This window comes from Bradyrhizobium sp. LCT2, assembly GCF_009931255.1.
GTDB classification, from domain to species: Bacteria; Pseudomonadota; Alphaproteobacteria; order Rhizobiales; family Xanthobacteraceae; genus Bradyrhizobium; species Bradyrhizobium diazoefficiens.
In genome coordinates this window covers 4,591,012-4,612,346 of the sequence record NZ_CP034432.1, presented here as the reverse complement: position 1 = coordinate 4,612,346, position 21,335 = coordinate 4,591,012, and the positions used below count along the sequence as shown (strand labels likewise).

Genomic DNA, 21,335 nt, shown 5'->3' with positions numbered 1-21,335 from the left:
GCTAGGTCTCCAGTTTAAGGTGAGAAGGTGCAGCGGGAGCGCTCGTGGCGCCGGAGCTGGCCGGGGTTGCGCAGGCGACACGAGCGCGGATTGCCGTGGCGTGATCGTCGTGAGCCTCGGCCTGCCGACCATTATCGTCGGCGTCGCGCCGCACAGCGCGGCTGAAGAGGTCGCCGTATTCCGCGGGGGTACGGATCAGCGGATGATCCTGGGTGAGCGGCGATGCCGGCTGTGGCGTCACTCCAACCTGCTCAATCGCCTGTTCGAACAACCGCTCGACGGTCGCACGCACGTGCTTGTAGCGGTAGATGCGGTTGTCGATGGCGTGCGCGCAGGCCTGCTCGACCAGCCGCGCCGGATACTTCCGGCCCAGCCCGACAATGCCCCACATCGCGCGCTGTCCGGGGCGCCCCTCGGTGTCGAACACTTGCTGGCATAGCGCCCTGGTCTGCGGCCCGATGCGCTCGGCGCTCGCCAGCAGCACGGCGGTTTGCCGCGACGGATTGAACGGCCGTTCGCTGGTCGGCAGGACAACAGAACCGGGGTGCGTCATCCGGGAATGAACACGCAGCAGCGCACGGGTGTGGCGATCACGGATCTCGATCGTGGAGGCGTAGATCCGCACCACGACCTGACTGCCGATCGGCGCGGGCCGCGCGGCGTAATAGCTGTTGTCGACGCGTACGGTGGTGTCGTCGCAGACAGTCCGGACGACTTCGGTGAAGATGCGGAAGGGAGCGACAGGCAGCGGCCGCAGGTGCGGCTTCTCTTCCTGGAACATCGCCTCGACCTGACGGCGCGTGCTGCCGTGGATGCGCTTGGAGGCCCAATTCTCCTCCCAGTGCCTCAGGAACTCGTTCTGGGCTTCCAGTGTCTCGAAGCGCCGTCCGGCCAGCGCGGTGCCCTGGGTATGTTGAATCGCACTCTCGACGCAGCCTTTCCGATTGGGATCGGCCACCCGCGCGGGATCGGCGACCACGGCGTAATGAGCCAGCATCGCGCTGTAAATCGGGTTGAGCTCGGGCTCGTACAAATCCGGCTTGAGGACGCCTTCCTTCAGATTGTCGAGCACGACATAGCTGGGGACCCCGCCAAAATACCGGAACGCCTCTTCGTGGAGCTGCGCCCAGACGTGTTGGCTGGACTTCCAGACCACCCGCCGGAAGCTGCGCCGCGAGTAGCGCAGCGTCATCACAAACAGGCGGGGACGGCGGTACCGGCCGCTCCTGGGATCAATCGTCAGAGCGCCCTCGCCATAGTCGACCTGGGCCTCCTCGCCAGGCAGGAACTCAAGTCGATCAAACTGCTCGGGATCGCTGTGTCGCAACGTGCGCACAAACCGCTTGACGCTCTGATAGCTGGACGGAAAGCCAAATCGATCGACCAGGTCCTGGTAAATCGCCTGCGCATTCCGCTTCAGGCGGACCTGTTCTTCGATCCATGCCCGATGCGGTTCGCAGGCCGAGCGGGCCAGGCTGCAGGCGGCTGTCGCTTCCGACACCCCAAAAGCCGGTGGTCGGGGTGGGGGAATTTGGTCGTCCGCGCTCACCGTGCCGGTGGTCACTTCCCCGGGGGAATTTGCCTCCGCACCAGCCCGCAGCGCCCGGTAACGCCGGATCGTCTTGCGATCGACCCCCGTCAGCCTGTGGATCTCGCGCTGGCTGGCGTTGCGATCAAGTAATGTAAATACCGTGCTTTGCAGATGTCGCTTCAAGACGTTCAACTCCCCGGCCCCTTGCTGGCTAAAGGGGTCGAACATAAACGTCCTGCCTGACCGGCTACTGCTGTTCAGCGGCGCTGACGGCGATCATCAGGTGGGGGAGTTTCAAGTGACCATACCCGGGGGATTTTGACCGACCCACGGGGAAAACAGCGGTGGCCTTACTCATCTGAATGAGATTGCAAACGGTCCTATTGCAAAAATCCAAAGACCGTATGCCATTTCATCGCCCTCTGGCCGAAAGCTCGTCACCTACGCCCCGCCGACGATTGCCTGTCGGGCAATACAGCCGCGCCGCGTGATCTCACGACGTGTCAAGCTCCGGCCCCGAAAATATTCCACTTTACCGAAATTCGGATTTGTCGTACATGCGAAACACCCTGGCCTGAGACAAGGGGCGGATCGCGATCGTCACGAACCGCAGGCCGGGCAGCGATGGACGCGACGGCGTCGGGCGCGATCGGCATTGCAGGGCGGGACACCGTGAGCAATGGCTCTTGCGCATACGACCCGGCGCTGACAGCGTCTTCGCATGGCTTCGGGAGCGAGCACACGCCACCTCTCGGATTCCCAGCGAAGACGTGCGCGGACGGAGAAGTCGTGTGGTCCTGACGCCCGGGGTCTGTGCGTCAAGTCTTGCGGTGATGTTGCGGTCCGACCGGACGCGCGCATCAGCCATCCGTGAGGCGACGGGGGCAATAGTGCATCGCTCCCCGGGGAGAGCACGAAGGACACCGTTAAAACCATTCGCGCAGGGAAGGCCGGGCGATCCGGCGAGACCTGTAGTCCACCCCGTGTGCATTTTTTGTGGCGCACGGACTTGCGGGTGCCAGCCGGCGCCCGGCCTTCCCTGCGCCCTTGTCTCTACGAGGGCGCGCGAGAAGCAAAACTCGGGTGATATCCGCCGCGAGAAGGCGAACGCTCGCCCGCTGTTTGAAACGTGTATTGGCACGACGGCAAGTCTAGCCCCACTCTCGCTGTCATCGCCCGCGAAGGCGGGCGATCCAGTACTCCGCGGCGGACATTGTGCGAACCCACTGGTGCGTCGGAGTACTGGATGCCCCGCCTTCGCGGGGCATGACACCTGTATTTGTGACAACTACCGCATCATCATTCGCGCGATCGCTTCCGCGATCACCACCGTCGTGAAGTGGGTGTTGGCGCGGCAATCGGACGGCATGATCGAGGCGTCGGCGACGCGCAAGCCCGCGATGCCTTTCACCGTGCCATCAGGATTGACCACGCCATCGGGGTCGTTGACGCCGCTCATGCGGCAGCTGCCGGCGGCGTGCTGGATGTCGCCGGTCTCACGACGCAGCAGCGCGTCGAGTTCGTGATCCGGCAAGGCCGCGGCTTGCGGCAAGGTCAGATCCGTGTCGGTCAACCTGATCCAGTCGGCGATGCCGGAAAGCGCCGGCTGGGACGTAATCACCGCGAGCCGCTTCACCGCATCCATCATGCGCAGCATGTCCCGGGGATCGGCCAGCATGTTCTCCTCGACAACGGGATCGATACTGGGGTCGGTCGAGGCGAGCTTGAGCGTTCCGCGCGAATAGGCGTTGAACAGCCCGGCGCCGATCGCGCCGGGCACGCCGATGCCGCGGTGGTTGAAGGCGATCAGGATCATGTCGCGCTTGCCGCCGTTGGCGAGGCCCGAGGAATAGGTCACGCAGCAATTGGTGTGGCGGGTGTCCGGATCGGTCGGCCGGAGATTTTCATGGAGCTGGATCGTGGCGCGAAACAGCGGGTGGTCGAAGAAGTGGCGACCGACCGGCAGATCGCGCTCGACGGCGATCCCCATCGCCTTCAACTCTTCGGCCGGGCCGATGCCCGAGCGCAGCAGGATCGCAGGACTGTGGATCGCGCCGGCGCACAGCACGATCTGGCGCGCACCGATATCGCTCGTGCCCTGCCCCTCGATGTGGACGCGGACGCCGGTCGCGCGACCGTCGCTGATCAGCACACGATCGACCAGCGCATGCCCGCGGATCTCCAGATTGGCGCGGCCGCGCGCGGGCTCGAGATATCCCTCGTTGGTGGTGATGCGGCGGCTGTCGCGGCTGTTGATGGGATAACAGGCGACACCCTCGCCGTCAGGGCCGTTGACGTCGGCGCACCAGGGATAGCCGCTCGCCAGCGCCGCATCGCGCAAGCCGCGATCGATCGGTCCCCACTTCTCGGGCGGGGCGCGGTAGACCGGCAGCGGTCCGCCGCGTCCGTGGCCTGCGGTGTCGCCGAACTCGAGATCGTCCTCGATCACCGAGAACAGCGGCATCACCTCTTTCGCCGACCAGCCGGTGCAGCCATTGGCCGCCCATTCGTCGAAGGCGTCAGCAACGCCGCGGATCGCGATCTGGCCGTTCATCATCGACGAGCCGCCCAGCCCCTTGCCGCGCCAATAGAAGCGCGGCTCCTGCCCCGCCACGCGGCGCGTCAGCAGATCAGGCCACTGCCATTTTTCCTGGTACTCGCGCTTGTGGATGATCGGAATGGGATTCGGCGTCATCACCTCCCAGGGCGCCTCGTCGGCACGCCAGTCGAGACCCGCTTCGAGCAGCAGCACGCGCCTTGCGGGATCCTCGGAGAGCCGCGCCGCAACAGCGGCGCCGGCGGAGCCGCCGCCGACAACAATGACATCGTACATCGCGTTACTTCTCTACGTTCCAGAACACCGGGATGGCGGACGGTATCAGATTGCGCAGCGTCGCGCGATAAAGCGCCGGCTGGGCGAACTGGCCCCATGGAATCCCGGGCGCCTGATCGTACATCACCGTCTGAATCTCGGCCGCGATCTTCTTGCGGTCCTCCTCGGCAGGCGCCTTGGCGAAGGCTTCCATGAGCGGCGTGATGCGCGCATCGCATTGCCAGCCCGTGAAGTCGGCGCAGTTGAACGCCACCATGACGTTGGTCAGCGGCGAGCCGAGATCGAAGCCGCCGGCGTGAACGCCATAGACGCTCCAGCCCTCCTTCTTGGCACGGCGCGCCAGCACGCTCGCCCAGTCCATCACCTGGAGATCGACGTTGAAGCCGGCCTGCTTCAGCCGCTCGGCCAGCACCTGCGCCGAGACGCGTGGCGCTTCGAGGTCGTTGGCCTCCATGACGATCACGGGCTCGCCGGCATATTTCGTCGCCTTCAGCGCGGCGCGCGCCGCTTCGATCGACGGCTTTGCAGCGGCTTCCGTGCCGGCCTTGCTGTCATAGGTGGTGCCGCAGGTGAAGAAGGTCGCGCAGGGCGTGGCGTATTTGGCATCGAGGCCGAGCGCATCCAGCACTTCGCGCTGGTCGACCAGCTTCCACAGCACGCGCCGGATCGCCGGATCGTCGAACGGTTTCGACGCCGCGTTGAGGCGGTAGGCGCCGGCGAACATGTTGCCGCCGGTGAAATTGAGCAGTTTCACGCGGGAGTTCTTCTCCAGCGTCGGCAGCAGATCGAACGGCGCGTACTGCATGAAATCGACTTCGCCGGCCTGGAGCGCGGAAGCCGCGGTCGCACCGTCCGGAATGACGCGGATCTCGAGCGTGTCGACATTGACGCGCTTGCCGCCGGCGAGGAAGTCGGCAGGCTCGGGGCGCGGCACATAGTCCGCGAACTTCTTCAGGATCATGCGGTCGCCGGTGCGGTGATCGGCCTTGCTGTAGACGAACGGGCCGGAGCCGACGATCTCGGTGATGCGCTGGTCGCCCGGCGTCTTGGCAATGCGCTCGGGCATCATGAAGGCGACGGGGCTGACGGGGTTGCCGAGCGCGTCGATGACGAGGCCGGACGGCTCCTTCAGCGTCAGCACGAACGTCTTGGCGTCCGTCGGCTCGAGCGAGGCCGTGATCGCGAAGATGCGGCGGCCGAGCGCACTGCGGGAGCCCCAACGGCGCAGCGATGCGACGCAGTCGGCCGCCGTGACCGGCTGGCCGTCATGCCACTTCAAGCCGTCGCGCAGCGTGAAGCTGTAGGTCAAGCCGTCGGGCGAGACCTTCCAGTCCTGCACCATCTGCGGTTTGATCTCACCCTTGGAATCCTTCGCAAACAGCGTGTCGAACACCATGTAGCCGAACGTGCGCGAAATATAGGCCGTGGAAAAATGCGGATCGAGCGTGACGATCTCCGCCTCGAGCACCGCGACGAGATTGCCCGCTGCATGCGCGGGCCCGGCAACCAGCGCGAGGGCGAACAGCGCCGGAATGAATGACTTTGGCTTGAACATTGTTGCTTATTTGCCTTTTGACTTGTCGTTTGCAGTCGTCAGGAAAAAGCAATGTTCGTGCCCGATCAACGGAGGCACGTATGCGCTCACGGCTATCTGCCAAGCGTTTGCGGGCTACACCGTCGGTGTCATCGCCCGCGAAGGCGGGCGATCCAGTATTCCAGAGACGATTGTGGTTCGGCCGAGAGGCTGCGGCGTACTGGATGCCCCGCCTTCGCGGGGCATGACACGGTGTTGTGGCAGGCAGTCGCAGCCCCTACTCGATCCCCCGGCCGAACTTGTTCGACTTCGGGAAACCCTTCGGCGGCAGGCGGCCGGCGTCGGCGCGGGTGCCCTGCCACTCCGCGAGCTCCTTCATGGTCGCGGAGAATTCGCGGCCCGCGGAGTCCTTCCAGGTCAGGCCGGCCTTGGCGTCGAACACGACGACGTCGGAGAGACCGCCGTCCTTGTATTTCTGCAAGCGGACGCCGCGGCCGCGGGCCATCTCCGGGATCTGGTCGAGCGGGAACACCAGCATCTTGCGGTTCTCGCCGATGACCGCGACGGTGTCGCCGACCACCTCGGTGACCGTGCGTGCCTCGTTCGGCATGTCGACGTTGAGGACCTGCTTGCCCTTCTTGGTGGTGCCGACGCAATCGTCCTCGTTGACGACAAAGCCCTGGCCCTCGTGGCTCGCGACCAGGAATTTGCGTCCACCCTTGTTGACGAACAGCGCGACGGGCGCCGCCTCCTGCTCGAGGTCGATGAACAGGCGGATCGGCTCGCCGTGACCGCGGCCGCCCGGAAGTTTCGCGACATCGAGCGAGTAGAACTTGCCGTTGGTGGCGAACAGCAGCAGCTTCGAGGTCGTCTCCGCAAAGAACGCGAAGCCGAGCCTGTCGTCCTGCTTGAAGGCAAGGCCCGAGAGATCCTCGACATGCCCCTTCATGGTGCGGATCCAGCCCTTGTCGGACACGACGACCGTCACCGGCTCGCGCTCGACGAAGGCCTCCTCGATCGCGGCGAGATCGTGCTCGGGCGCATCGGCAAAGGTTGTGCGGCGCTTGCCGAGCGGCGTCTTCGGTCCGAACATGTCGCGGACCTTGCCGACCTGCTCGCCGACCTTCTTCCACTGCTCGGCTTCCGAGGCGAGCACCGCATTGATGCCCTTGAGCTCGTTGCGCAGGTTCTTGTCCTCGGTGCGGATCTCCATTTCCTCGAGCTTGCGCAACGAGCGGAGCCGCATGTTGAGGATGGCTTCGGCCTGCACCTCGGTGAGCTTGAACGCCTTCATCAGCGCCGGCTTCGGCTCATCCTCGGTGCGGATGATCTTGATCACCTTGTCGATGTTCAGATAGGCGATCAGGAAGCCGCCGAGAACTTCCAGCCGATGCTCGATCTGCGCCTTGCGGTAGTTGCTGCGCCGGATCAGGACGTCGCGCAGATGGTCGAGCCATTCGCGCAGGCACTCCGCGAGCCCCACGACCTTGGGGATGCGGCCCTTGATCAGCACGTTGAGGTTCAGCGGAATCTTGTTTTCGAGCTCGGTCAGCCGGAACAGCGATTCCATCATCAGCGCCGGATCGACGTTCTTCGACTTCGGCTCGATCACGATGCGGACGTCTTCGGCCGACTCGTCCCTGACATCGCCGACCAGCGGCAGCTTCTTCTGATCCTGAAGCTCGGCGATCTTCTCGATCAGGCGCGACTTCTGCACCAGAAAGGGGATCTCGGTGACGACGACGACCCAGGTACCGCGCGCGCCCTCTTCCTGCTCCCACCTGGCGCGGACGCGGAACGAGCCGCGGCCGGTCGTGTAGGCCTCCGCGATCGCCTGCTTGGAATCGACGCAGATGCCGCCGGTCGGAAAGTCCGGGCCCTTCACCCACTTCAGCAGCGCCTTGGATTTCGCGTCGGGCTTCTCGATCAGATGCAGCGCCGCGTCGCAGAGCTCGGCGGCATTGTGCGGCGGGATCGAGGTCGCCATGCCGACCGCGATGCCCTGCGCGCCGTTGGCGAGCAGGTTCGGGAAGCCGCCGGGCAGGACGATCGGCTCCTTCGACTGGCCGTCGTAATTGGGACGGAATTCAACGCCGTCCTCGTCGATGCCCTCGAGCAGAAGCCGCGCGACATCGGTCATGCGCGCTTCGGTGTAGCGGTAGGCGGCGGGGTTATCGCCGTCGATATTGCCGAAATTGCCCTGGCCGTCGACCAGCGGGTAGCGCGAGGAGAAATCCTGCGCGAGCCGCACCATGGCGTCGTAGATCGCCTGGTCGCCATGCGGATGGAACGAGCCCATCACGTCGCCGACGATCTTGGCGGATTTCTTGAAGGCCGTGCCGGGGTCGAGCCTGAGCAGGCGCATGCCGTAGAGGATGCGCCGGTGCACCGGCTTCAGGCCGTCGCGTGCGTCCGGCAGCGCACGGTGCATGATGGTGGAGAGCGCATAGGCGAGATAGCGCTCTTCCAGCGCCTCACGCAGCGGCACCTCATGGATTTCGGCCGGTTCCGGCGGAATCAATCGTTTTCCCATGCCGCCCGGTTAAACCGTGGAAGCGAATCGGGCAAGGATGGATTGGTTCCCTGTGGGCGGTTACTGCCCCGCCCAGCCGGCGGTCACAGTCTGGGTGGCCTGGCGATTTTGGGCCTGTGTCGTGGTCGGCGCGTTGGTCAGGCAGCGCCGGGCAGTCTCGATCTCTGCTTCCGTCGCGCCCTTGGACCGGGCCCATGCCTCTGCGGCTGCTGCCGAATATTTGGCTACATAGAACCTGACGACCGTGCAGGAGGCACGGCGAACCAGTCCTGTTTGCTCGCCTGCGAGGGCGTCCGGCGCCAGCGCAATCAGCGCTGCCGACACAATAAGTCCCTTGATCAGCATCAGGTTTATCCCCGGGTTGGAACCCCACGGGCCAATCCAGGAAACCCGATTTGGTTCCGGGACATGCCATCTGATCAGACAATACAGAGGCGCGCTGACGTCATGGCGCCGGGATCGCCGCCCTCGCCTGCTGCCTCGTCAAGGCATTGATGAAGCCGGCCCGCGCGTCGGAATGGACCTGCCCGCGCGGCTCCAGCACGTGGCGCAGCAGGAACAATCCGGTCAGCCGAAAACCGTCCTGGAGATCCTGGTCGGTGAGCTCGGTCGCGGTTTCGCCGTGGCGCAGGAACGGCGGCAGGCGCAGCAGCCGGTCGCGCCATGGCTCGCCCGCGCCGCGCGACACCGCGCCGCCGGATTTCGGCGAAACGTAGATCAGGTCCGCGGTCTCCCCGGTCACCGCGCAGTTGTCCAGCGCGAGCCCGAAGCCGAGCTCGGCGAGCATCGCCAGCTCGAAATGGATCACGTGTACGGCCGCGCTGCCGATGTCGTCGAAATCGTCGAGCGAATGTTCGAGCAGCCCGAATATCTCCTCGTGCGGATCGCGCTCGGGAAGGAGCCGCGCGATCGAGGCGAGATGGGTGACGCCGTAGACGCCATGGGACGAGGCCAGCAGCGTGGCCGCACGCAGCTTCAGGCCCTCGACCGCGTAGGTGCCGAGATGCTCGTCGAGCCGCGCCCGCCACACCGCGCTGACGCTGTTGCCCGGTTGCAGCAAGGGCCGCATCCGCGAGCCGGCACCGCCGCGCACGAGACCGAGATGGCGGCCGTGCGCGCGCGTCAGCAGTTCGACGATGGCGCTGCTCTCGCCATGCCGCCGCACCCCCAGCACGATGCCTTCGTCGGTCCATTCCATTGAAGGAAGTCTAGCATTTTGAGCGACCGTCGGGTGGCCAAAGCGAAGCGCGCCCACCAATTTTGATCCACCGCGATCGTGGTGGGCACGGCGCGCAAGGGCGCACCTTTACCCACCCTACGGCACCGCGCAAAACCTCACGCGTTGAACCAGCCCTGCGCGTCGCCGCTGAAGGAGAAATACAGGCCCATCGTGGTCAGCACGCAGGAGACGATCTCGATGGCGCTGTCGAGCTCCATGCCCTTCTCGCCGATGATCTGGCCGAGCGAGATCACCGACAGCACCAGGGCTGCGGCCAGCACCCAGCGCGGCCAGTTCTTGCGCCAATGCGCAGCCAGCCAGACGAAATAGACCAGCAGCAGGATCATGCCGCCGGCGAGCAGGGTCGCCGTCATGATCATCTGCTCGGTCATCTCGGCATTGGGCGTGCGGTCCTGCACCGCAACCGACAGCGCATCCAGCATCAACGACGCATAGAGCAGCGCTTCGAAGCGCCGGACGTTCGTGGGCACGCTCATCGGATACCGATCTGTTCTTGCTTATTCTTTGGGAAATTCCAGGCCCATCTCGCGATAGCGATCGGGATCGTCGCCCCAGTTCTCGCGCACCTTGACGAACAGGAACAGGTGCACCGGCACGCCGAGGATCTCACTAATCTCCTTGCGCGAGTCCGCGCCGATCGACTTGATGGTGGCGCCGCCCTTGCCGAGCACGATCTTGCGCTGGCTTTCGCGCTCGACGAAGATCGTCTGCTCGATGCGCACCGACTTGTCCTTGCGCTCCTCCCACTTGTCGGTCTCGACCGTGGACTGGTAGGGCAATTCCTGGTGCAGCTTGCGATAGATCTTCTCGCGCGTGATCTCGGCCGCCAAGTGCCGCATCGGCGCGTCCGACATCTGGTCCTCGGGATAGAGGAACGGCCCCGGCGGCACCATCTCGGCAAGCGTCGAGCGGAGGTCGTCGACGCCGTCGCCGGAGATTGCCGCGATCATGAAGGTCTTGGCGAACGGCATGCGCTCGTTGGCCGCCTGCGCCAGCGCCAGCAGCTTCTCGCGCTGGACCAGGTCGACCTTGTTGATCACCAGGATCTTGTCGTGATTGACGTTTGCCGCCTTGGCGAGGATCGCCTCGGCCTCCTCGTCGATGCCGGTCTTGGCGTCCAGCAGCACGCAGACGAGATCGGCGTCATGCGCCCCGCTCCAGGCGGTCGAGACCATGGCGCGGTCGAGCCTGCGCTTCGGCGAGAAGATGCCGGGCGTGTCGACCAGGATGATCTGCGCGTTGTTCTCGATGACGATGCCGCGGATCAGCGCGCGCGTGGTCTGCACCTTGCGCGAGACGATCGTGACCTTGGCGCCGACCAGCGCGTTGACCAGCGTGGACTTGCCGACATTCGGTGCGCCAATGAGCGCAACGAAGCCGCAGCGCGTCGCGGCGAGCGCCTCGCCGCTTGCTTCAACCGTCATTGCCGCCGCCAACACCTTCACGTTCGATCATCACCGAGGCCGCCACCTTCTCTGCCGCGCGCTTGCTGCCGCCGATACCTTCCGCCGGCGCCAGTCCCGGCAGGTCCACCGCGACGCGGAACTGCGGATCGTGATGCGGGCCGGTGCGCTCGACCTCGCGGTAAACAGGCGTCGGCAGGCCCTTCCCCTGCGCCCATTCCTGGAGCACGGTCTTGGGATCGCGCAACGGACGCCGCGGCTTGTGCATGCGCTCGGTCCAGTTGCGCTTGACGAATTCGGCCGCCGCGGCATGGCCGCCGTCGAGGAAGATGGCGCCGATCACGGCTTCGCAGATGTCGCCGAGCACGCTCTTGCGCAGGCGGGCGTCGGCGCTGGGGCCGACCGAGCCGAGCTTGATGTCGTCGAGCAGCCCGAGCGACTTGGCGACGTCGGCACAGCTCTCCTTGCGCACGAGTTCGGCAAGGCGCTTGGACAGCTCGCCTTCGTCGGCGTTCGGGAAGGCGTGGTAGAGCATGTCGGACACGACGAGCCCAAGCACGTGGTCGCCGAGGAATTCCAGCCGCTGATAGCTGTCGCCGCGCTTGCGCCCGGATTTCAGCGCCGAGACATGCGTGATCCCCTGCATCAGCAGGTTCGGGTCGGCGAAGCTGTGGCCGATGCGCGCCTCAAGCGCCGCGTTCGCATCCGTGCCCTTGGCCTTGCTGCTCCGCGCCCGCTTCTTCTTGGCAGGCGTCTTGGTCACAGCTTCGCCGTCAGGAGCGGCTTGCGCTTCGGTCGGCTGGGTCGTGATGTCCTTGGCTTCGTCTTTCATCGGACGATTTTGAAGAAGCGATTCCAGCGCACCGCCCACGGCCAGCGCCAGAACATCCAGGCATGCTCGCCTTCGGCGATGGAGAAGAAGATCATCTGGGCTCGGCCGATCAAATTCTCCTGCGGCACATAGCCGACCTGGCCGAGGAAGCGGCTGTCGGTGGAATTGTCGCGATTGTCGCCCATCATGAAGAAATGGCCGGCCGGCACGGTGTAGACGTTGGTGGTGTCCATGTAGCCGTTGTCGGCGCAGTCCAGCGTCTCATAGGACACGCCGTTCGGCAGCGTTTCCTTCCAGCGCTTCACCCGGGAGATGCCGCCGCCTTCGGAGCCGCACGGATCCTCGCCGACATATTCGCTCATGCGCTGCCGCTCGACCGGGGTGTCGTTGATGTAGAGCAGCCCGTCCTTCATCTGGACGCGGTCGCCGGGAAGCCCGATCACGCGCTTGATGTAGTCGGTGGAATCGTCCTTCGGCAGGCGAAACACGACGATGTCGCCGCGGTTCGGGTCCGAGCCCCAGAGCCGCCCCGAGAACAGCGGCGGCGAGAACGGGATCGAGTAGTGGCTATAGCCGTAGGAATATTTCGAGACGAACAGATAGTCGCCGACCAGCAGCGTCGCCTTCATCGAGCCGGACGGGATGTTGAAGGGCTGGAACAGAAAGGTGCGGATCACGAGCGCGATCAGGAGAGCGTGGATCACGACCCGGATCGTTTCGCCGACGCCGCTTTCAGTTTTCGTTCCCGAAGTCACGCTCATTGCTCTCTCAATTCCGGCCGGCGGTCACAGAGCGCCCTCCTCCCGCGAACAGCCATCGCTTCGCGGCCCAAGGAGATTGTCCTGATTCTGATAATGAGGGCCAATTCCGGCGTAAAGCCGAATTCGCCCAGCCTGATTTGCGTCCGCGGACTTTTAGACGGTTGTCGGAGGCCACGCAATCAAGGATCGCATCAAAACTGCATAAGATATTGATTCTTAACAAGAATTATAAAATGACTTGGGGAACGGTCAGGGCTTGGCCAGCGGAACGGCCGAAATGATGACGAAGGCCTGTGCGAGCGGCCAGTCGTCGGTGATCGACAGGTCGATCTGCGCCTCGAAGCCATCAGGCGTCAGGGCCTGGAGCCGGGCCAGAGCGCCGCCGGTCAGCTGCATGGTCGGCCGTCCGCCCGGCAGGTTGACCACCCCCATGTCGCGCCACCAGACGCCGCGCCTGATCCCGGTGCCGAGCGCCTTCGAGCAGGCCTCTTTGGCGGCAAAGCGCTTGGCGTAGGTCGCCACCACCATCTTCTCGTTCTTGGCGCGCCGCTCCGCCTTGGCCCGCTCGGCCGCGGTGAAGATGCGGTCGAGAAAGCGTTCGCCATGGCGCTCGATCACCTTGCCGACGCGGGTGATGTCGATCAGGTCGGAGCCGATGCCGATGATCATGCCCGGCTCCGGCCGCGGTCCATCGCCGCGCGCATGCTGCGCACCGTCTCGGCGAGACCGACGAACAGCGCCTCGCCGATCATGTAGTAGCCGATATTGAGCTCCATGATGTCGGGCAGAGCTGCGATCGTCTCCGCCGTCGCATAGTCGAGCCCGTGGCCGGCGTGAACCTCCAGCCCCGCGTCCTTCGCCAGCTTCGCACCCGCCACGATCCGCTTCCACTCTGCGTCGGCCTTCTCGGTGTGGCCGTCGACGACGGCATCGCACCAGGCGCCGGTGTGGATCTCGATCACGGGCGCGCGCAGCCGCGCCGCCATCTCGATCTGCGCGGGGTCCGCGGCGATGAACAGCGAGACGCGGATTCCGGCATCGTTCAGCCGGGCGATGTAGGGCGCGAGCGCATTGTGCTGGCCGACGACATCCAGTCCGCCCTCGGTCGTCACCTCCTGCCGGCGCTCCGGCACGAGGCACACCGCGTGCGGCCTGGTGGCGAGCGAGATGCGCATCATGTCGTCGGTCGCCGCCATCTCGAAATTGAGCGGCTTGGAGATCTCGGCCTTCAGCCGCGCCATGTCCTCGTCGCGGATGTGGCGGCGATCCTCGCGCAGATGCGCGGTGATGCCGTCGGCGCCGGCCTCGATCGCCAGCAGCGCGGCGCGCACCGGATCGGGATTGCGGCCGCCGCGCGCGTTACGCAGGGTCGCGACATGGTCGACATTGACGCCGAGGCGGAGCGGAGAAGCGGGCATTGCAAGGCTCACAAATTCGAAGGACAGGCGAATACGAAAGACGCCTATCCATTAACACGTTCGACGCGGGCGACGACCGCCTTCGCGCGCAACTGGGCCAGGATCGCGCTCAGGTGCTTCAGGTCGTAGACTTCGAGATCGATCGTCGTCTCCGTGAAGTCCGGAGAGCGGCGCTGCATGCTGATGTTGTCGATGTTGCCGTCGTGCTCGGCGATCACGGTCGCGATCTGCGCGAGCGCGCCGGGCTCGTTGACGTTCTCGACCCTGATGCGGGCCGGGAAGCGCTGCGGCGCGGTGTCCTCGATGTCCCAGCGCACGTCGAGCCAGCGCTCGGGCTCCTCCTCGAAATCCTTCAGCGCCGGCGCCTGGATCGGGTAGATGGTGATGCCCTCGCCCGGCGTGACGATGCCGACGATGCGGTCGCCGGGTACCGCGCCGCCGTTCGGCGCGAACTTCACCGGCAGGTCGGAATTGATGCCGCGGATCGGGATCGCGACCGGGGTTCGCGGCGGCTCGGAGGCCACCTTCTCCTTGAGCTTGGCGGCGAGCCCCTTCTTGATGCCGTAGCGGGCGACGCGCTCCTCCTTGTAGTCGGGATACATCGCGCGCGCGACGTGCGAGGCCTTGATCTCGCCGCGCCCCACAGCCGCCATGACGTCCTCGATCGAGGTGCGCGCAAGCCGCGGCAGCGCACCCTTGAGCTTGTCGTCGGCGTATTCGATCTTGGCGCGCTCGAACAGGCGCTCGACGATGCGCCGGCCGAGACCGACATATTGGTCGCGCACCGCGGTGCGCGTGGCGCGGCGGATCGCGGCGCGCGCCTTGCCGGTGACCGCGAGCGTCTCCCAGGCGGACGGCGGCGCCGATTGCGCCTCCGAGGTCAGCACCTCGACCTCGTCGCCGTTCTGGAGCTCCGAGGACAGCGGCGAAAACTTGCCGTTGATCTTGCAGCCCACCGCGCTGTTGCCGACGTCGGTATGCACCGCATAGGCAAAGTCGATGACGTTGGCGTGGCGCGGCAGCGCGATCAGCTTGCCCTTCGGGGTGAAGCAGAACACCTGGTCGTGGAACAGCTCGAGCTTGGTGTGCTCGAGGAATTCCTCGGGGTTGGCACTCTCCGAGAGGATTCCGACGGTGTGCCGCAGCCAGGCGAACGCGTTGGATTCGCGCTTGAGGAATTCGGTCGGCGAGCCCGCGCCTTCCTTGTAGAACACGTGCGCGGCGATACCGCGCTCGGCGATCTGGTCCATCGCCTCGGTGCGGATCTGGAGCTCGGCGCGCTGGTTGCCCGGACCGATCACGGTGGTGTGGATCGAGCGGTAGTCGTTCTGCTTCGGCGTCGAGATGTAGTCCTTGAAACGCCCCGGCACGACCGGCCAGGTGGTGTGGACGATCCCGAGCGCGCGGTAGCAGGCCTCGATGTCGTTCACGACGACGCGGAAGCCGAAGATGTCGGACAATTGCTCGAAGCCGACCGATTTGCGCTCCATCTTGGTCCAGATCGAGAACGGCTTCTTGCGGCGGCCATAAACCCGCGCGCCAAGGCCGCGGTGGCGCAGATTGTTGGAGAGCTGGGCCTCGATCTCGCCGATCAGATTGCGGTTGCGCTCGGCGAGCGCGTCGAGCCGCTGCATCACCACCGAATAGGCCTCGGGGTCGAGCGTGCGGAAGGACAGGTCCTCCAGCTCCTCGCGCATTTCCTGCATGCCCATGCGGCCCGCGAGCGGCGCGTAGATGTCGAGCGTCTCCTCGGCAATGCGCCTGCGCGATTCCGGCGGCACGAATTCCAGCGTGCGCATGTTGTGCAGGCGGTCGGCGAGCTTCACCAGGAGAACGCGAACATCGTCGGCAATCGCCAGCAACAATTTGCGCAGGTTCTCGGCCTGCTTGGCCTCGCGCGACACCAACTCCAGCCGCTTCAGCTTGGTCAGGCCCTCGACCAGCGCGCCGATCTCGGGTCCGAATATCTGGTCGATCTCGGCCCGCGTCGCTTCGGTGTCCTCGATCGTGTCGTGCAGCAGCGCGGCCACGATGGTGGCGTCGTCGAGCTTCAGGTCGGTGAGAATCGCCGCCACTTCGAGCGGATGCGAGAAATACGGATCGCCCGAGGCCCGCGTCTGCGAGCCGTGCGCCTTCATGGCGTAGACATAGGCGCGGTTCAGCAGATCTTCGTTGGTGTTGGGATTGTAGGACCTGACGCGCTCGACGAGGTCATATTGACGCATCATGCGCGCACGCGGCTTGGCCGGGCGCGCCACCGGCGCAGTCGGGGCCACGGCAACCGATTCGGTTGCGGCCTGCATCTGCGTTGATCTGCGGCGTCGATACACCATGCCGTCCTGCCTTCAAACGGACCTCAAGGCGGCCCGTTGTATACATCTTAGCTCCGATCCCGCGCGCGTCCGATCAATTCGGTGACAGGTGCGCGGCGCGAACCGGCAACACTATGGTAACCACGAAAACGCCAACAAAAGCAAAGGCCCGAACGCAGGTTCGGGCCTTTGATAAGATCACAAGAATTCGGCGATTGCGACGGGACGATCTACTCGTCTTCCTCGGGCTGCTCTTCCGGCGGCGCGAGGCCTTCGAGGCCCTTCAGGAGCTCCTCTTCGGTCATGCGCTCAACGGCAACTTCGGTATCGTCCGCATCGACGCTGGCGCCGGCGGAACCGATCAGCGGCACCGTATCCGGCTCGGGCTCGTCGACCTCGACGAACTTCTGGAGCGAGTGCACCAGCTCCTCGCGGAGGTCCTCCGGCGAGATGGTCGTGTCGGCAATTTCACGCAAAGACACAACAGGGTTCTTGTCGTTATCGCGGTCAACCGTTAGTTGTGAACCCGACGAAATCATGCGGGCACGGTGGGCGGCCAGCAGGACCAGGTCAAACCGGTTATCGACCTTGTCGATGCAATCTTCTACGGTGACGCGAGCCATGGACTGTCGCTCCGTTGTGGGTGGGACGAAATATGTGGATGATTGGGGCTAGTTATAGGGGCCAAGACAATTTCGCAAGGCCAATTTGTGATTTGGCCTCGCCAAATGGCTCTGCTACCCCCACATTGGGGCTGGGATGGGCGATTTCCAGGGCTGCCACCGAGGGCGGCCCCGGGTGTTTGAGAGTTCGCCATAACTATACCTTGATTGCCCCGACTTCTCCGGATTTGCGGTTTCGACGGGTTTCGGCGGCACTCTAGAACTGCGCGGCGTGCTGCCGCGCCAACAATAAACGATCAATCACGAGCACTTCGCGAGCAAACTGAATGTCACCTTCTCCTACCAACAAGATCGCGCTCTTCATCGACGGGGCCAATCTCTACGCGACGGCGAAAACACTGGGCTTCGACATCGACTACAAGCGCCTGCTGAAGGAGTTTCAGAGCCGCGGGACGCTGTTGCGGGCTTTCTACTACACCGCCATCATCGAGGATCAGGAGTACTCCTCGATCCGCCCGCTGATCGACTGGCTGGACTACAACGGCTACACCGTCGTCACCAAGGCGACCAAGGAGTTCATCGACGCCTCCGGCCGCCGCAAGGTCAAGGGCAACATGGACATCGAGCTCGCCGTGGACGCGATGGAGCTCGCCGAGCACATCGACCAGATGGTGCTGTTCTCCGGTGACGGCGACTTCCGCTCCCTGGTCGAGGCCGTCCAGCGCCGCGGCGTGCGGGTCACGGTGGTCTCGACCATCGCCAGCCAGCCGCCGATGATCGCCGACGAGCTGCGCCGCCAGGCCGACGTCTTCACCGACCTCGTCGAGCTGCAATCCAAGCTCGGCCGCGACCCGTCCGAACGCCCCGCCCCGCGCGATCGTGGCGAGCGCGAGGCCCGCCACCACGCCCCGCAATTCCTCCAGCGCGCGACCACGATGGCCCCGAGGGGCGATGACGACTTTGAGGAGTGAGGCGGCCCGGTCAGGCCGCCAGCCCCCCACCCTCGTCCCCGACCGTGACTGTCCGCTCTGTCCGCGCCTGGTCGCCTTTCGCGAGGCGAACCGCGCGCGCGAGCCGTTGTGGCACAACGCCCCGGTCGCGCCCTTCGGGGACATCAAGGCGCGCCTGCTGATCGTTGGCCTCGCGCCGGGCATGCAGGGCGCCAACCGCACCGGCCGTCCCTTCACCGGCGACTATGCCGGCGACCTGCTCTACGCCACGCTGCTGGAATACGGCTTTGCCAAGGGCGCCTATCAGGCGCGGCCCGATGACGGGCTGAAGCTGGTCGACTGCCGCATCGCCAATGCGGTGCATTGTGTTCCGCCGCAGAACAAGCCGCTGCCCGCCGAGATCAACACCTGTCGCCAGTTTCTCGCGGCGAATCTGGCGACGATGCCGAACCTGCGCGCGATCGTCGCGCTCGGGCGGATTGCGCACGACACCGTGCTCAAGCCGCTGAATCTGAAGGGCTCGCAAGCCCCTTTCGGCCACGGCGCGGTGCACCAGGCCGGCGCGTTCAGGCTCTACGACAGCTATCACTGCTCGCGTTACAACACGAACACCGGCGTGCTGACGCCGGACATGTTCCGGTCCGTGTTCGCGAAGGTGAAGGCCGACCTCGATTAGCCCTTGGACTAGCCTTTGACGGGATTGGCCTTCAGCCAGTCCAGGACATCGCCGGCATTCCGGTCGGGCGGAAACACCGGATAGAACACATGCGTGATCCTGGCGTCGTCGATGATCAGCGCGAGGCGCTTGATCAGCGTCAGACCTGCGACCTCCATGGTCGGCAGTTTGAGGGCGCGCGTCAGCGCCAGCTTCTCGTCCGACAACACCGGAAACGGCAGATGCAGGCGCGAGGCCATCTCGGTCTGGTATTCGTTGCTCTGGGTCGAGAGGCCGAACACGTGGGCAGCGCCGGCGGCCTTCAGCTCGGCAAACAGATCGCGAAACGCGCAGGTCTGCGGCGTGCAGCCGCGCGCGCCCGGGATCATGTCCCAATCGTCGACCAGCGAGATCTTGCCGGGCTCGCCGGTGCGGGGATAGGCGAACACCACGGTTCGGCCGGGGAGCGCCGACAGCATCACTGATGTGTCGTCGGTCGCGAGCAGGCCGATCGCGGGCAGCGTCATGCCCGGCAGATGCGCGGCGCCGCCATCATCGGCCGGCGCCGGAATCTGGCTCCAGTCGACCTCGAGCAGGTTCTTCTGATTCATCCCGCTATCCCCTCGCCCGCAGCAGGCGCCCCTTCTCCCGGCTCCAGTCGCGCTTCTTCTCGGTCTCGCGCTTGTCGTGCAGCTTCTTGCCCTTTGCAACCGCCAGCTGCAGCTTGGCGCGGCCGCGCTCGTTGAAGTAGAGCTTGAGCGGGATCAGCGTCATGCCCTCGCGGTCCACCGCGCCGATCAGCTTGTTGATCTGCCGGCGATGGAGCAGCAGCTTTCGCGGCCGTTTGGGCTCGTGGTTGAAGCGGTTGCCCTGGAGGTATTCGGGAATGGTGGCGTTGATCAGCCAGATCTCGCCGTTCTTCGAATCGGCGTAGGATTCCGCGATCGTGCTCTTGCCGTTGCGGATCGACTTGACCTCGGTGCCGGTCAGCGCAATGCCCGCCTCGATCGTATCCTCGATCGCATAGTTGAAGCGGGCCTTGCGATTTTCCGCCATGACCTTGATCGGTCGTTCGTTCTTATCAGCCATGGCAGACAAACCTGAGTGAGATACGCGCGAACGCTAACAGTTTGGACGAAGCGTACGCGTCAAGACTTCTTGAGGAGATCGCGGATCTCGGTCAGCAGCTCGACCTCGGCCGACGGCTTCGGCGGAGCGGCCGGTGCCGCCTCTTCCTTGCGCTTCAGGGTGTTGATGGCGCGGATCACCAGGAACAGCACGAAGGCAATGATGATGAAGTTGATCGTCAGCGTGAGGAAGCTGCCCCAAGCCAAGACCGCGCCTTGCTTTTTAGCATCCGCTAAGTTGGTGGCGGTGACCGCCTTCGACAAGGGGGTGAAGTAGTTCGAGAAGTCGAGGCCGCCGGTGACGGCGCCGATCAACGGCATGATCACGTCGCCGACCAGCGAAGTGACGATGGCGCCGAAGGCCGCGCCGATGATGACGCCGACCGCGAGATCGACGACGTTGCCCTTCATGGCGAATTCGCGGAACTCCTTGAGCATCCGCCTGCCCTTTTCATCGACCCCGCTCATGAAAGGCTCCCCGGAAAGGCTGCCGCGTCAGTTGATCAGGCCAGCGTGAACCATGGCGCTGCGCACGGCAACGCGCGTCGGCTCGGTCACCGGCACCATCGGCAGCCGCAGCGTCTCGTCAAGCTTGCCGAGCAGCGACATCGCGTACTTGATCGGCGCTGGATTGCTCTCGATGAAGAGGTTGTTGTGCAGCGGCATCAGCTTGTCGTGCAGCTTCAGCGCGGTGGCGTGATCGCCCTTCTGCCAGGCGGTGTGGAACTCCGAGCACAGGCGCGGCGCGACGTTCGAGGTCACCGAGATGCAGCCATGGCCGCCATGGGCCATGTAGCCGAGGATGGTCGCATCCTCGCCCGACAGCTGGTTGAAGTCCTCGCCCATCGCCGCGCGCTGCTGCGACACGCGGACCATGCTGGCGGTGGCGTCCTTGACGCCGGCGATGTTCTTCAGCTCCCACAGCCGCTTCATGGTGTCGACCGACATGTCGATCACCGAGCGCGGCGGGATGTTGTAGATGATGATCGGAATCCCGATCGCATCGTTGATCGCCTTGAAGTGCTGGTACATCCCTTCCTGGGTCGGCTTGTTGTAGTAAGGCGTCACCACCAGCACGGCGTCCGCGCCCGCCTTCTCGGCGTGCTGGGCCAGCTCGATCGCCTCCTTGGTCGAGTTGGAGCCGGCACCGGCAACCACGGGCACGCGGCCCTTGGCCTCCTCGATGCACCACTCGACGACCTTCTTGTGCTCGTCATGGCTGAGCGTCGGGCTCTCGCCTGTCGTGCCGACCGGGACCAGTCCGTTGGTGCCCTCGGAAATCTGCCAGTTGACCAGGGAGCGGAACGCTGCCTCGTCGAGCGAGCCGTTCTTGAACGGCGTGACCAAGGCGGTGAACGACCCCCGGAATTTCGTCTTGGCTGCCATGGACTTCCTCCGTACGCGGCGAGTTTTGAGAGCAAGCCCCATTCATATCGGGTCTATCCCGCCGGTAAAAGGGCCGCTCCCGTGCGACGCACCGTTTAGGCCGCGATTTTGCCGCGGTGATGGTGCAAACCCGCCCGAGGTAAGCGGCTGTTGGTATTTTGTCCGCATATTCAATCAAATTCAGCTAGATCTTGAGC

Annotated in this window: 20 protein-coding genes; 2 read left to right on the top strand and 18 right to left on the bottom strand. The window is 64.9% G+C overall.

Annotated elements, in window-relative coordinates; all coding sequences use genetic code 11:
* Position 1: 1 nt before the first annotated feature.
* The 14 genes from istA to rpoZ all read right to left on the bottom strand — a co-directional run bounded on the left by istA (position 2) and on the right by rpoZ (position 17,020).
* On the bottom strand, positions 2-1,759 hold the full coding sequence (istA, locus tag EI171_RS22280) for an IS21 family transposase (protein ID WP_161532270.1): 1,758 nt from the start codon (positions 1,757-1,759) through the stop codon (positions 2-4).
* 1,060 nt (positions 1,760-2,819) lie between these two features.
* Positions 2,820-4,364 (bottom strand): GMC family oxidoreductase, encoded by a 1,545-nt coding sequence (locus EI171_RS22275; protein ID WP_161534687.1) that lies wholly within the window; start codon positions 4,362-4,364, stop codon positions 2,820-2,822.
* Between the two features lie 4 nt (positions 4,365-4,368).
* The gene (locus EI171_RS22270; RefSeq protein WP_161534686.1) at positions 4,369-5,919 is read right to left on the bottom strand and encodes an ABC transporter substrate-binding protein; all 1,551 of its coding nucleotides are present in this window, start codon (positions 5,917-5,919) and stop codon (positions 4,369-4,371) included.
* 256 nt (positions 5,920-6,175) lie between these two features.
* A complete protein-coding gene (parC, locus tag EI171_RS22265) occupies positions 6,176-8,431 on the bottom strand; it encodes a DNA topoisomerase IV subunit A (protein WP_011087818.1) in 2,256 nt (751 codons plus the stop codon).
* 60 nt (positions 8,432-8,491) lie between these two features.
* Entirely contained in the window at positions 8,492-8,776 is a 285-nt protein-coding gene (locus EI171_RS22260; RefSeq protein WP_028171610.1) for a hypothetical protein, read from the bottom strand.
* 100 nt (positions 8,777-8,876) lie between these two features.
* Positions 8,877-9,629 carry a DNA repair protein RecO gene (gene recO, locus EI171_RS22255; RefSeq protein ID WP_161534685.1) on the bottom strand — a complete coding sequence of 251 codons (753 nt, stop codon included), beginning with the start codon at positions 9,627-9,629 and terminating at the stop codon, positions 8,877-8,879.
* Between the two features lie 137 nt (positions 9,630-9,766).
* Positions 9,767-10,147: a hypothetical protein gene (locus tag EI171_RS22250; RefSeq protein WP_011087820.1), complete on the bottom strand. Its 381-nt coding sequence runs from the start codon at positions 10,145-10,147 to the stop codon at positions 9,767-9,769.
* 21 nt (positions 10,148-10,168) lie between these two features.
* Complete coding sequence (gene era, locus EI171_RS22245) at positions 10,169-11,095, bottom strand: GTPase Era (protein ID WP_161534684.1); 927 nt, start codon at positions 11,093-11,095, stop codon at positions 10,169-10,171.
* Positions 11,085-11,906 carry a ribonuclease III gene (rnc, locus tag EI171_RS22240; protein WP_011087822.1) on the bottom strand — a complete coding sequence of 274 codons (822 nt, stop codon included), beginning with the start codon at positions 11,904-11,906 and terminating at the stop codon, positions 11,085-11,087. The genes era and rnc overlap by 11 nt, the downstream gene beginning before the upstream one ends.
* Positions 11,903-12,667, bottom strand: a complete 765-nt coding sequence (gene lepB, locus EI171_RS22235) for a signal peptidase I (protein WP_011087823.1) — start codon at positions 12,665-12,667, stop codon at positions 11,903-11,905. Before lepB ends, rnc begins: the two co-directional genes overlap by 4 nt.
* Positions 12,668-12,916: 249 nt before the next feature.
* Positions 12,917-13,336, bottom strand: coding sequence for a holo-ACP synthase (gene acpS / locus EI171_RS22230; protein WP_161534683.1), 420 nt, complete (start codon positions 13,334-13,336; stop codon positions 12,917-12,919).
* Entirely contained in the window at positions 13,333-14,085 is a 753-nt protein-coding gene (locus EI171_RS22225; protein WP_011087825.1) for a pyridoxine 5'-phosphate synthase, read from the bottom strand. The genes acpS and EI171_RS22225 overlap by 4 nt, the downstream gene beginning before the upstream one ends.
* Before the next feature lie 44 nt (positions 14,086-14,129).
* Positions 14,130-16,418, bottom strand: a complete 2,289-nt coding sequence (locus EI171_RS22220) for a bifunctional (p)ppGpp synthetase/guanosine-3',5'-bis(diphosphate) 3'-pyrophosphohydrolase (protein ID WP_060912485.1) — start codon at positions 16,416-16,418, stop codon at positions 14,130-14,132.
* A gap of 209 nt (positions 16,419-16,627) precedes the next feature.
* Positions 16,628-17,020, bottom strand: coding sequence for a DNA-directed RNA polymerase subunit omega (gene rpoZ, locus EI171_RS22215; RefSeq protein ID WP_008133017.1), 393 nt, complete (start codon positions 17,018-17,020; stop codon positions 16,628-16,630).
* Positions 17,021-17,346: 326 nt separating this feature from the next.
* Here rpoZ and EI171_RS22210 point away from each other — a divergent pair, with 326 nt between their 5' ends.
* Both EI171_RS22210 and EI171_RS22205 read left to right on the top strand, forming a co-directional pair.
* Positions 17,347-17,991 carry an NYN domain-containing protein gene (locus EI171_RS22210; protein ID WP_011087827.1) on the top strand — a complete coding sequence of 215 codons (645 nt, stop codon included), beginning with the start codon at positions 17,347-17,349 and terminating at the stop codon, positions 17,989-17,991.
* A complete protein-coding gene (locus tag EI171_RS22205; protein WP_161534682.1) occupies positions 17,972-18,646 on the top strand; it encodes a uracil-DNA glycosylase in 675 nt (224 codons plus the stop codon). Before EI171_RS22210 ends, EI171_RS22205 begins: the two co-directional genes overlap by 20 nt.
* A gap of 8 nt (positions 18,647-18,654) precedes the next feature.
* Here the strand turns inward: EI171_RS22205 and EI171_RS22200 are convergent, their stop codons facing one another.
* Genes EI171_RS22200 through dapA form a run of 4 tightly spaced genes read right to left on the bottom strand, consistent with a single transcriptional unit; the run spans position 18,655 to position 21,138 of the window.
* Positions 18,655-19,236, bottom strand: coding sequence for a peroxiredoxin (locus EI171_RS22200; RefSeq protein ID WP_161534681.1), 582 nt, complete (start codon positions 19,234-19,236; stop codon positions 18,655-18,657).
* 4 nt (positions 19,237-19,240) lie between these two features.
* Positions 19,241-19,714 carry an SsrA-binding protein SmpB gene (gene smpB, locus EI171_RS22195; RefSeq protein ID WP_011087830.1) on the bottom strand — a complete coding sequence of 158 codons (474 nt, stop codon included), beginning with the start codon at positions 19,712-19,714 and terminating at the stop codon, positions 19,241-19,243.
* A gap of 59 nt (positions 19,715-19,773) precedes the next feature.
* Positions 19,774-20,190 carry a large conductance mechanosensitive channel protein MscL gene (gene mscL, locus EI171_RS22190; protein ID WP_027547170.1) on the bottom strand — a complete coding sequence of 139 codons (417 nt, stop codon included), beginning with the start codon at positions 20,188-20,190 and terminating at the stop codon, positions 19,774-19,776.
* 57 nt (positions 20,191-20,247) lie between these two features.
* On the bottom strand, positions 20,248-21,138 hold the full coding sequence (gene dapA, locus EI171_RS22185; RefSeq protein ID WP_028171604.1) for a 4-hydroxy-tetrahydrodipicolinate synthase: 891 nt from the start codon (positions 21,136-21,138) through the stop codon (positions 20,248-20,250).
* Positions 21,139-21,335 lie beyond the last annotated feature (197 nt).

What these genes read in the sequence shown, in the direction of transcription:
- istA (WP_161532270.1), bottom strand. Translation starts at nt 1,759, where the DNA reads ATGTTCGACCCCTTTAGCCAGCAAGGGGCCGGGGAGTTGAACGTCTTG.
- EI171_RS22275 (WP_161534687.1), bottom strand. Translation starts at nt 4,364, where the DNA reads ATGTACGATGTCATTGTTGTCGGCGGCGGCTCCGCCGGCGCCGCTGTT.
- EI171_RS22270 (WP_161534686.1), bottom strand. Translation starts at nt 5,919, where the DNA reads ATGTTCAAGCCAAAGTCATTCATTCCGGCGCTGTTCGCCCTCGCGCTG.
- parC (WP_011087818.1), bottom strand. Translation starts at nt 8,431, where the DNA reads ATGGGAAAACGATTGATTCCGCCGGAACCGGCCGAAATCCATGAGGTG.
- EI171_RS22260 (WP_028171610.1), bottom strand. Translation starts at nt 8,776, where the DNA reads ATGCTGATCAAGGGACTTATTGTGTCGGCAGCGCTGATTGCGCTGGCG.
- recO (WP_161534685.1), bottom strand. Translation starts at nt 9,629, where the DNA reads ATGGAATGGACCGACGAAGGCATCGTGCTGGGGGTGCGGCGGCATGGC.
- EI171_RS22250 (WP_011087820.1), bottom strand. Translation starts at nt 10,147, where the DNA reads ATGAGCGTGCCCACGAACGTCCGGCGCTTCGAAGCGCTGCTCTATGCG.
- era (WP_161534684.1), bottom strand. Translation starts at nt 11,095, where the DNA reads ATGACGGTTGAAGCAAGCGGCGAGGCGCTCGCCGCGACGCGCTGCGGC.
- rnc (WP_011087822.1), bottom strand. Translation starts at nt 11,906, where the DNA reads ATGAAAGACGAAGCCAAGGACATCACGACCCAGCCGACCGAAGCGCAA.
- lepB (WP_011087823.1), bottom strand. Translation starts at nt 12,667, where the DNA reads ATGAGCGTGACTTCGGGAACGAAAACTGAAAGCGGCGTCGGCGAAACG.
- acpS (WP_161534683.1), bottom strand. Translation starts at nt 13,336, where the DNA reads ATGATCATCGGCATCGGCTCCGACCTGATCGACATCACCCGCGTCGGC.
- EI171_RS22225 (WP_011087825.1), bottom strand. Translation starts at nt 14,085, where the DNA reads ATGCCCGCTTCTCCGCTCCGCCTCGGCGTCAATGTCGACCATGTCGCG.
- EI171_RS22220 (WP_060912485.1), bottom strand. Translation starts at nt 16,418, where the DNA reads ATGGTGTATCGACGCCGCAGATCAACGCAGATGCAGGCCGCAACCGAA.
- rpoZ (WP_008133017.1), bottom strand. Translation starts at nt 17,020, where the DNA reads ATGGCTCGCGTCACCGTAGAAGATTGCATCGACAAGGTCGATAACCGG.
- EI171_RS22210 (WP_011087827.1), top strand. Translation starts at nt 17,347, where the DNA reads ATGTCACCTTCTCCTACCAACAAGATCGCGCTCTTCATCGACGGGGCC.
- EI171_RS22205 (WP_161534682.1), top strand. Translation starts at nt 17,972, where the DNA reads ATGACGACTTTGAGGAGTGAGGCGGCCCGGTCAGGCCGCCAGCCCCCC.
- EI171_RS22200 (WP_161534681.1), bottom strand. Translation starts at nt 19,236, where the DNA reads ATGAATCAGAAGAACCTGCTCGAGGTCGACTGGAGCCAGATTCCGGCG.
- smpB (WP_011087830.1), bottom strand. Translation starts at nt 19,714, where the DNA reads ATGGCTGATAAGAACGAACGACCGATCAAGGTCATGGCGGAAAATCGC.
- mscL (WP_027547170.1), bottom strand. Translation starts at nt 20,190, where the DNA reads ATGCTCAAGGAGTTCCGCGAATTCGCCATGAAGGGCAACGTCGTCGAT.
- dapA (WP_028171604.1), bottom strand. Translation starts at nt 21,138, where the DNA reads ATGGCAGCCAAGACGAAATTCCGGGGGTCGTTCACCGCCTTGGTCACG.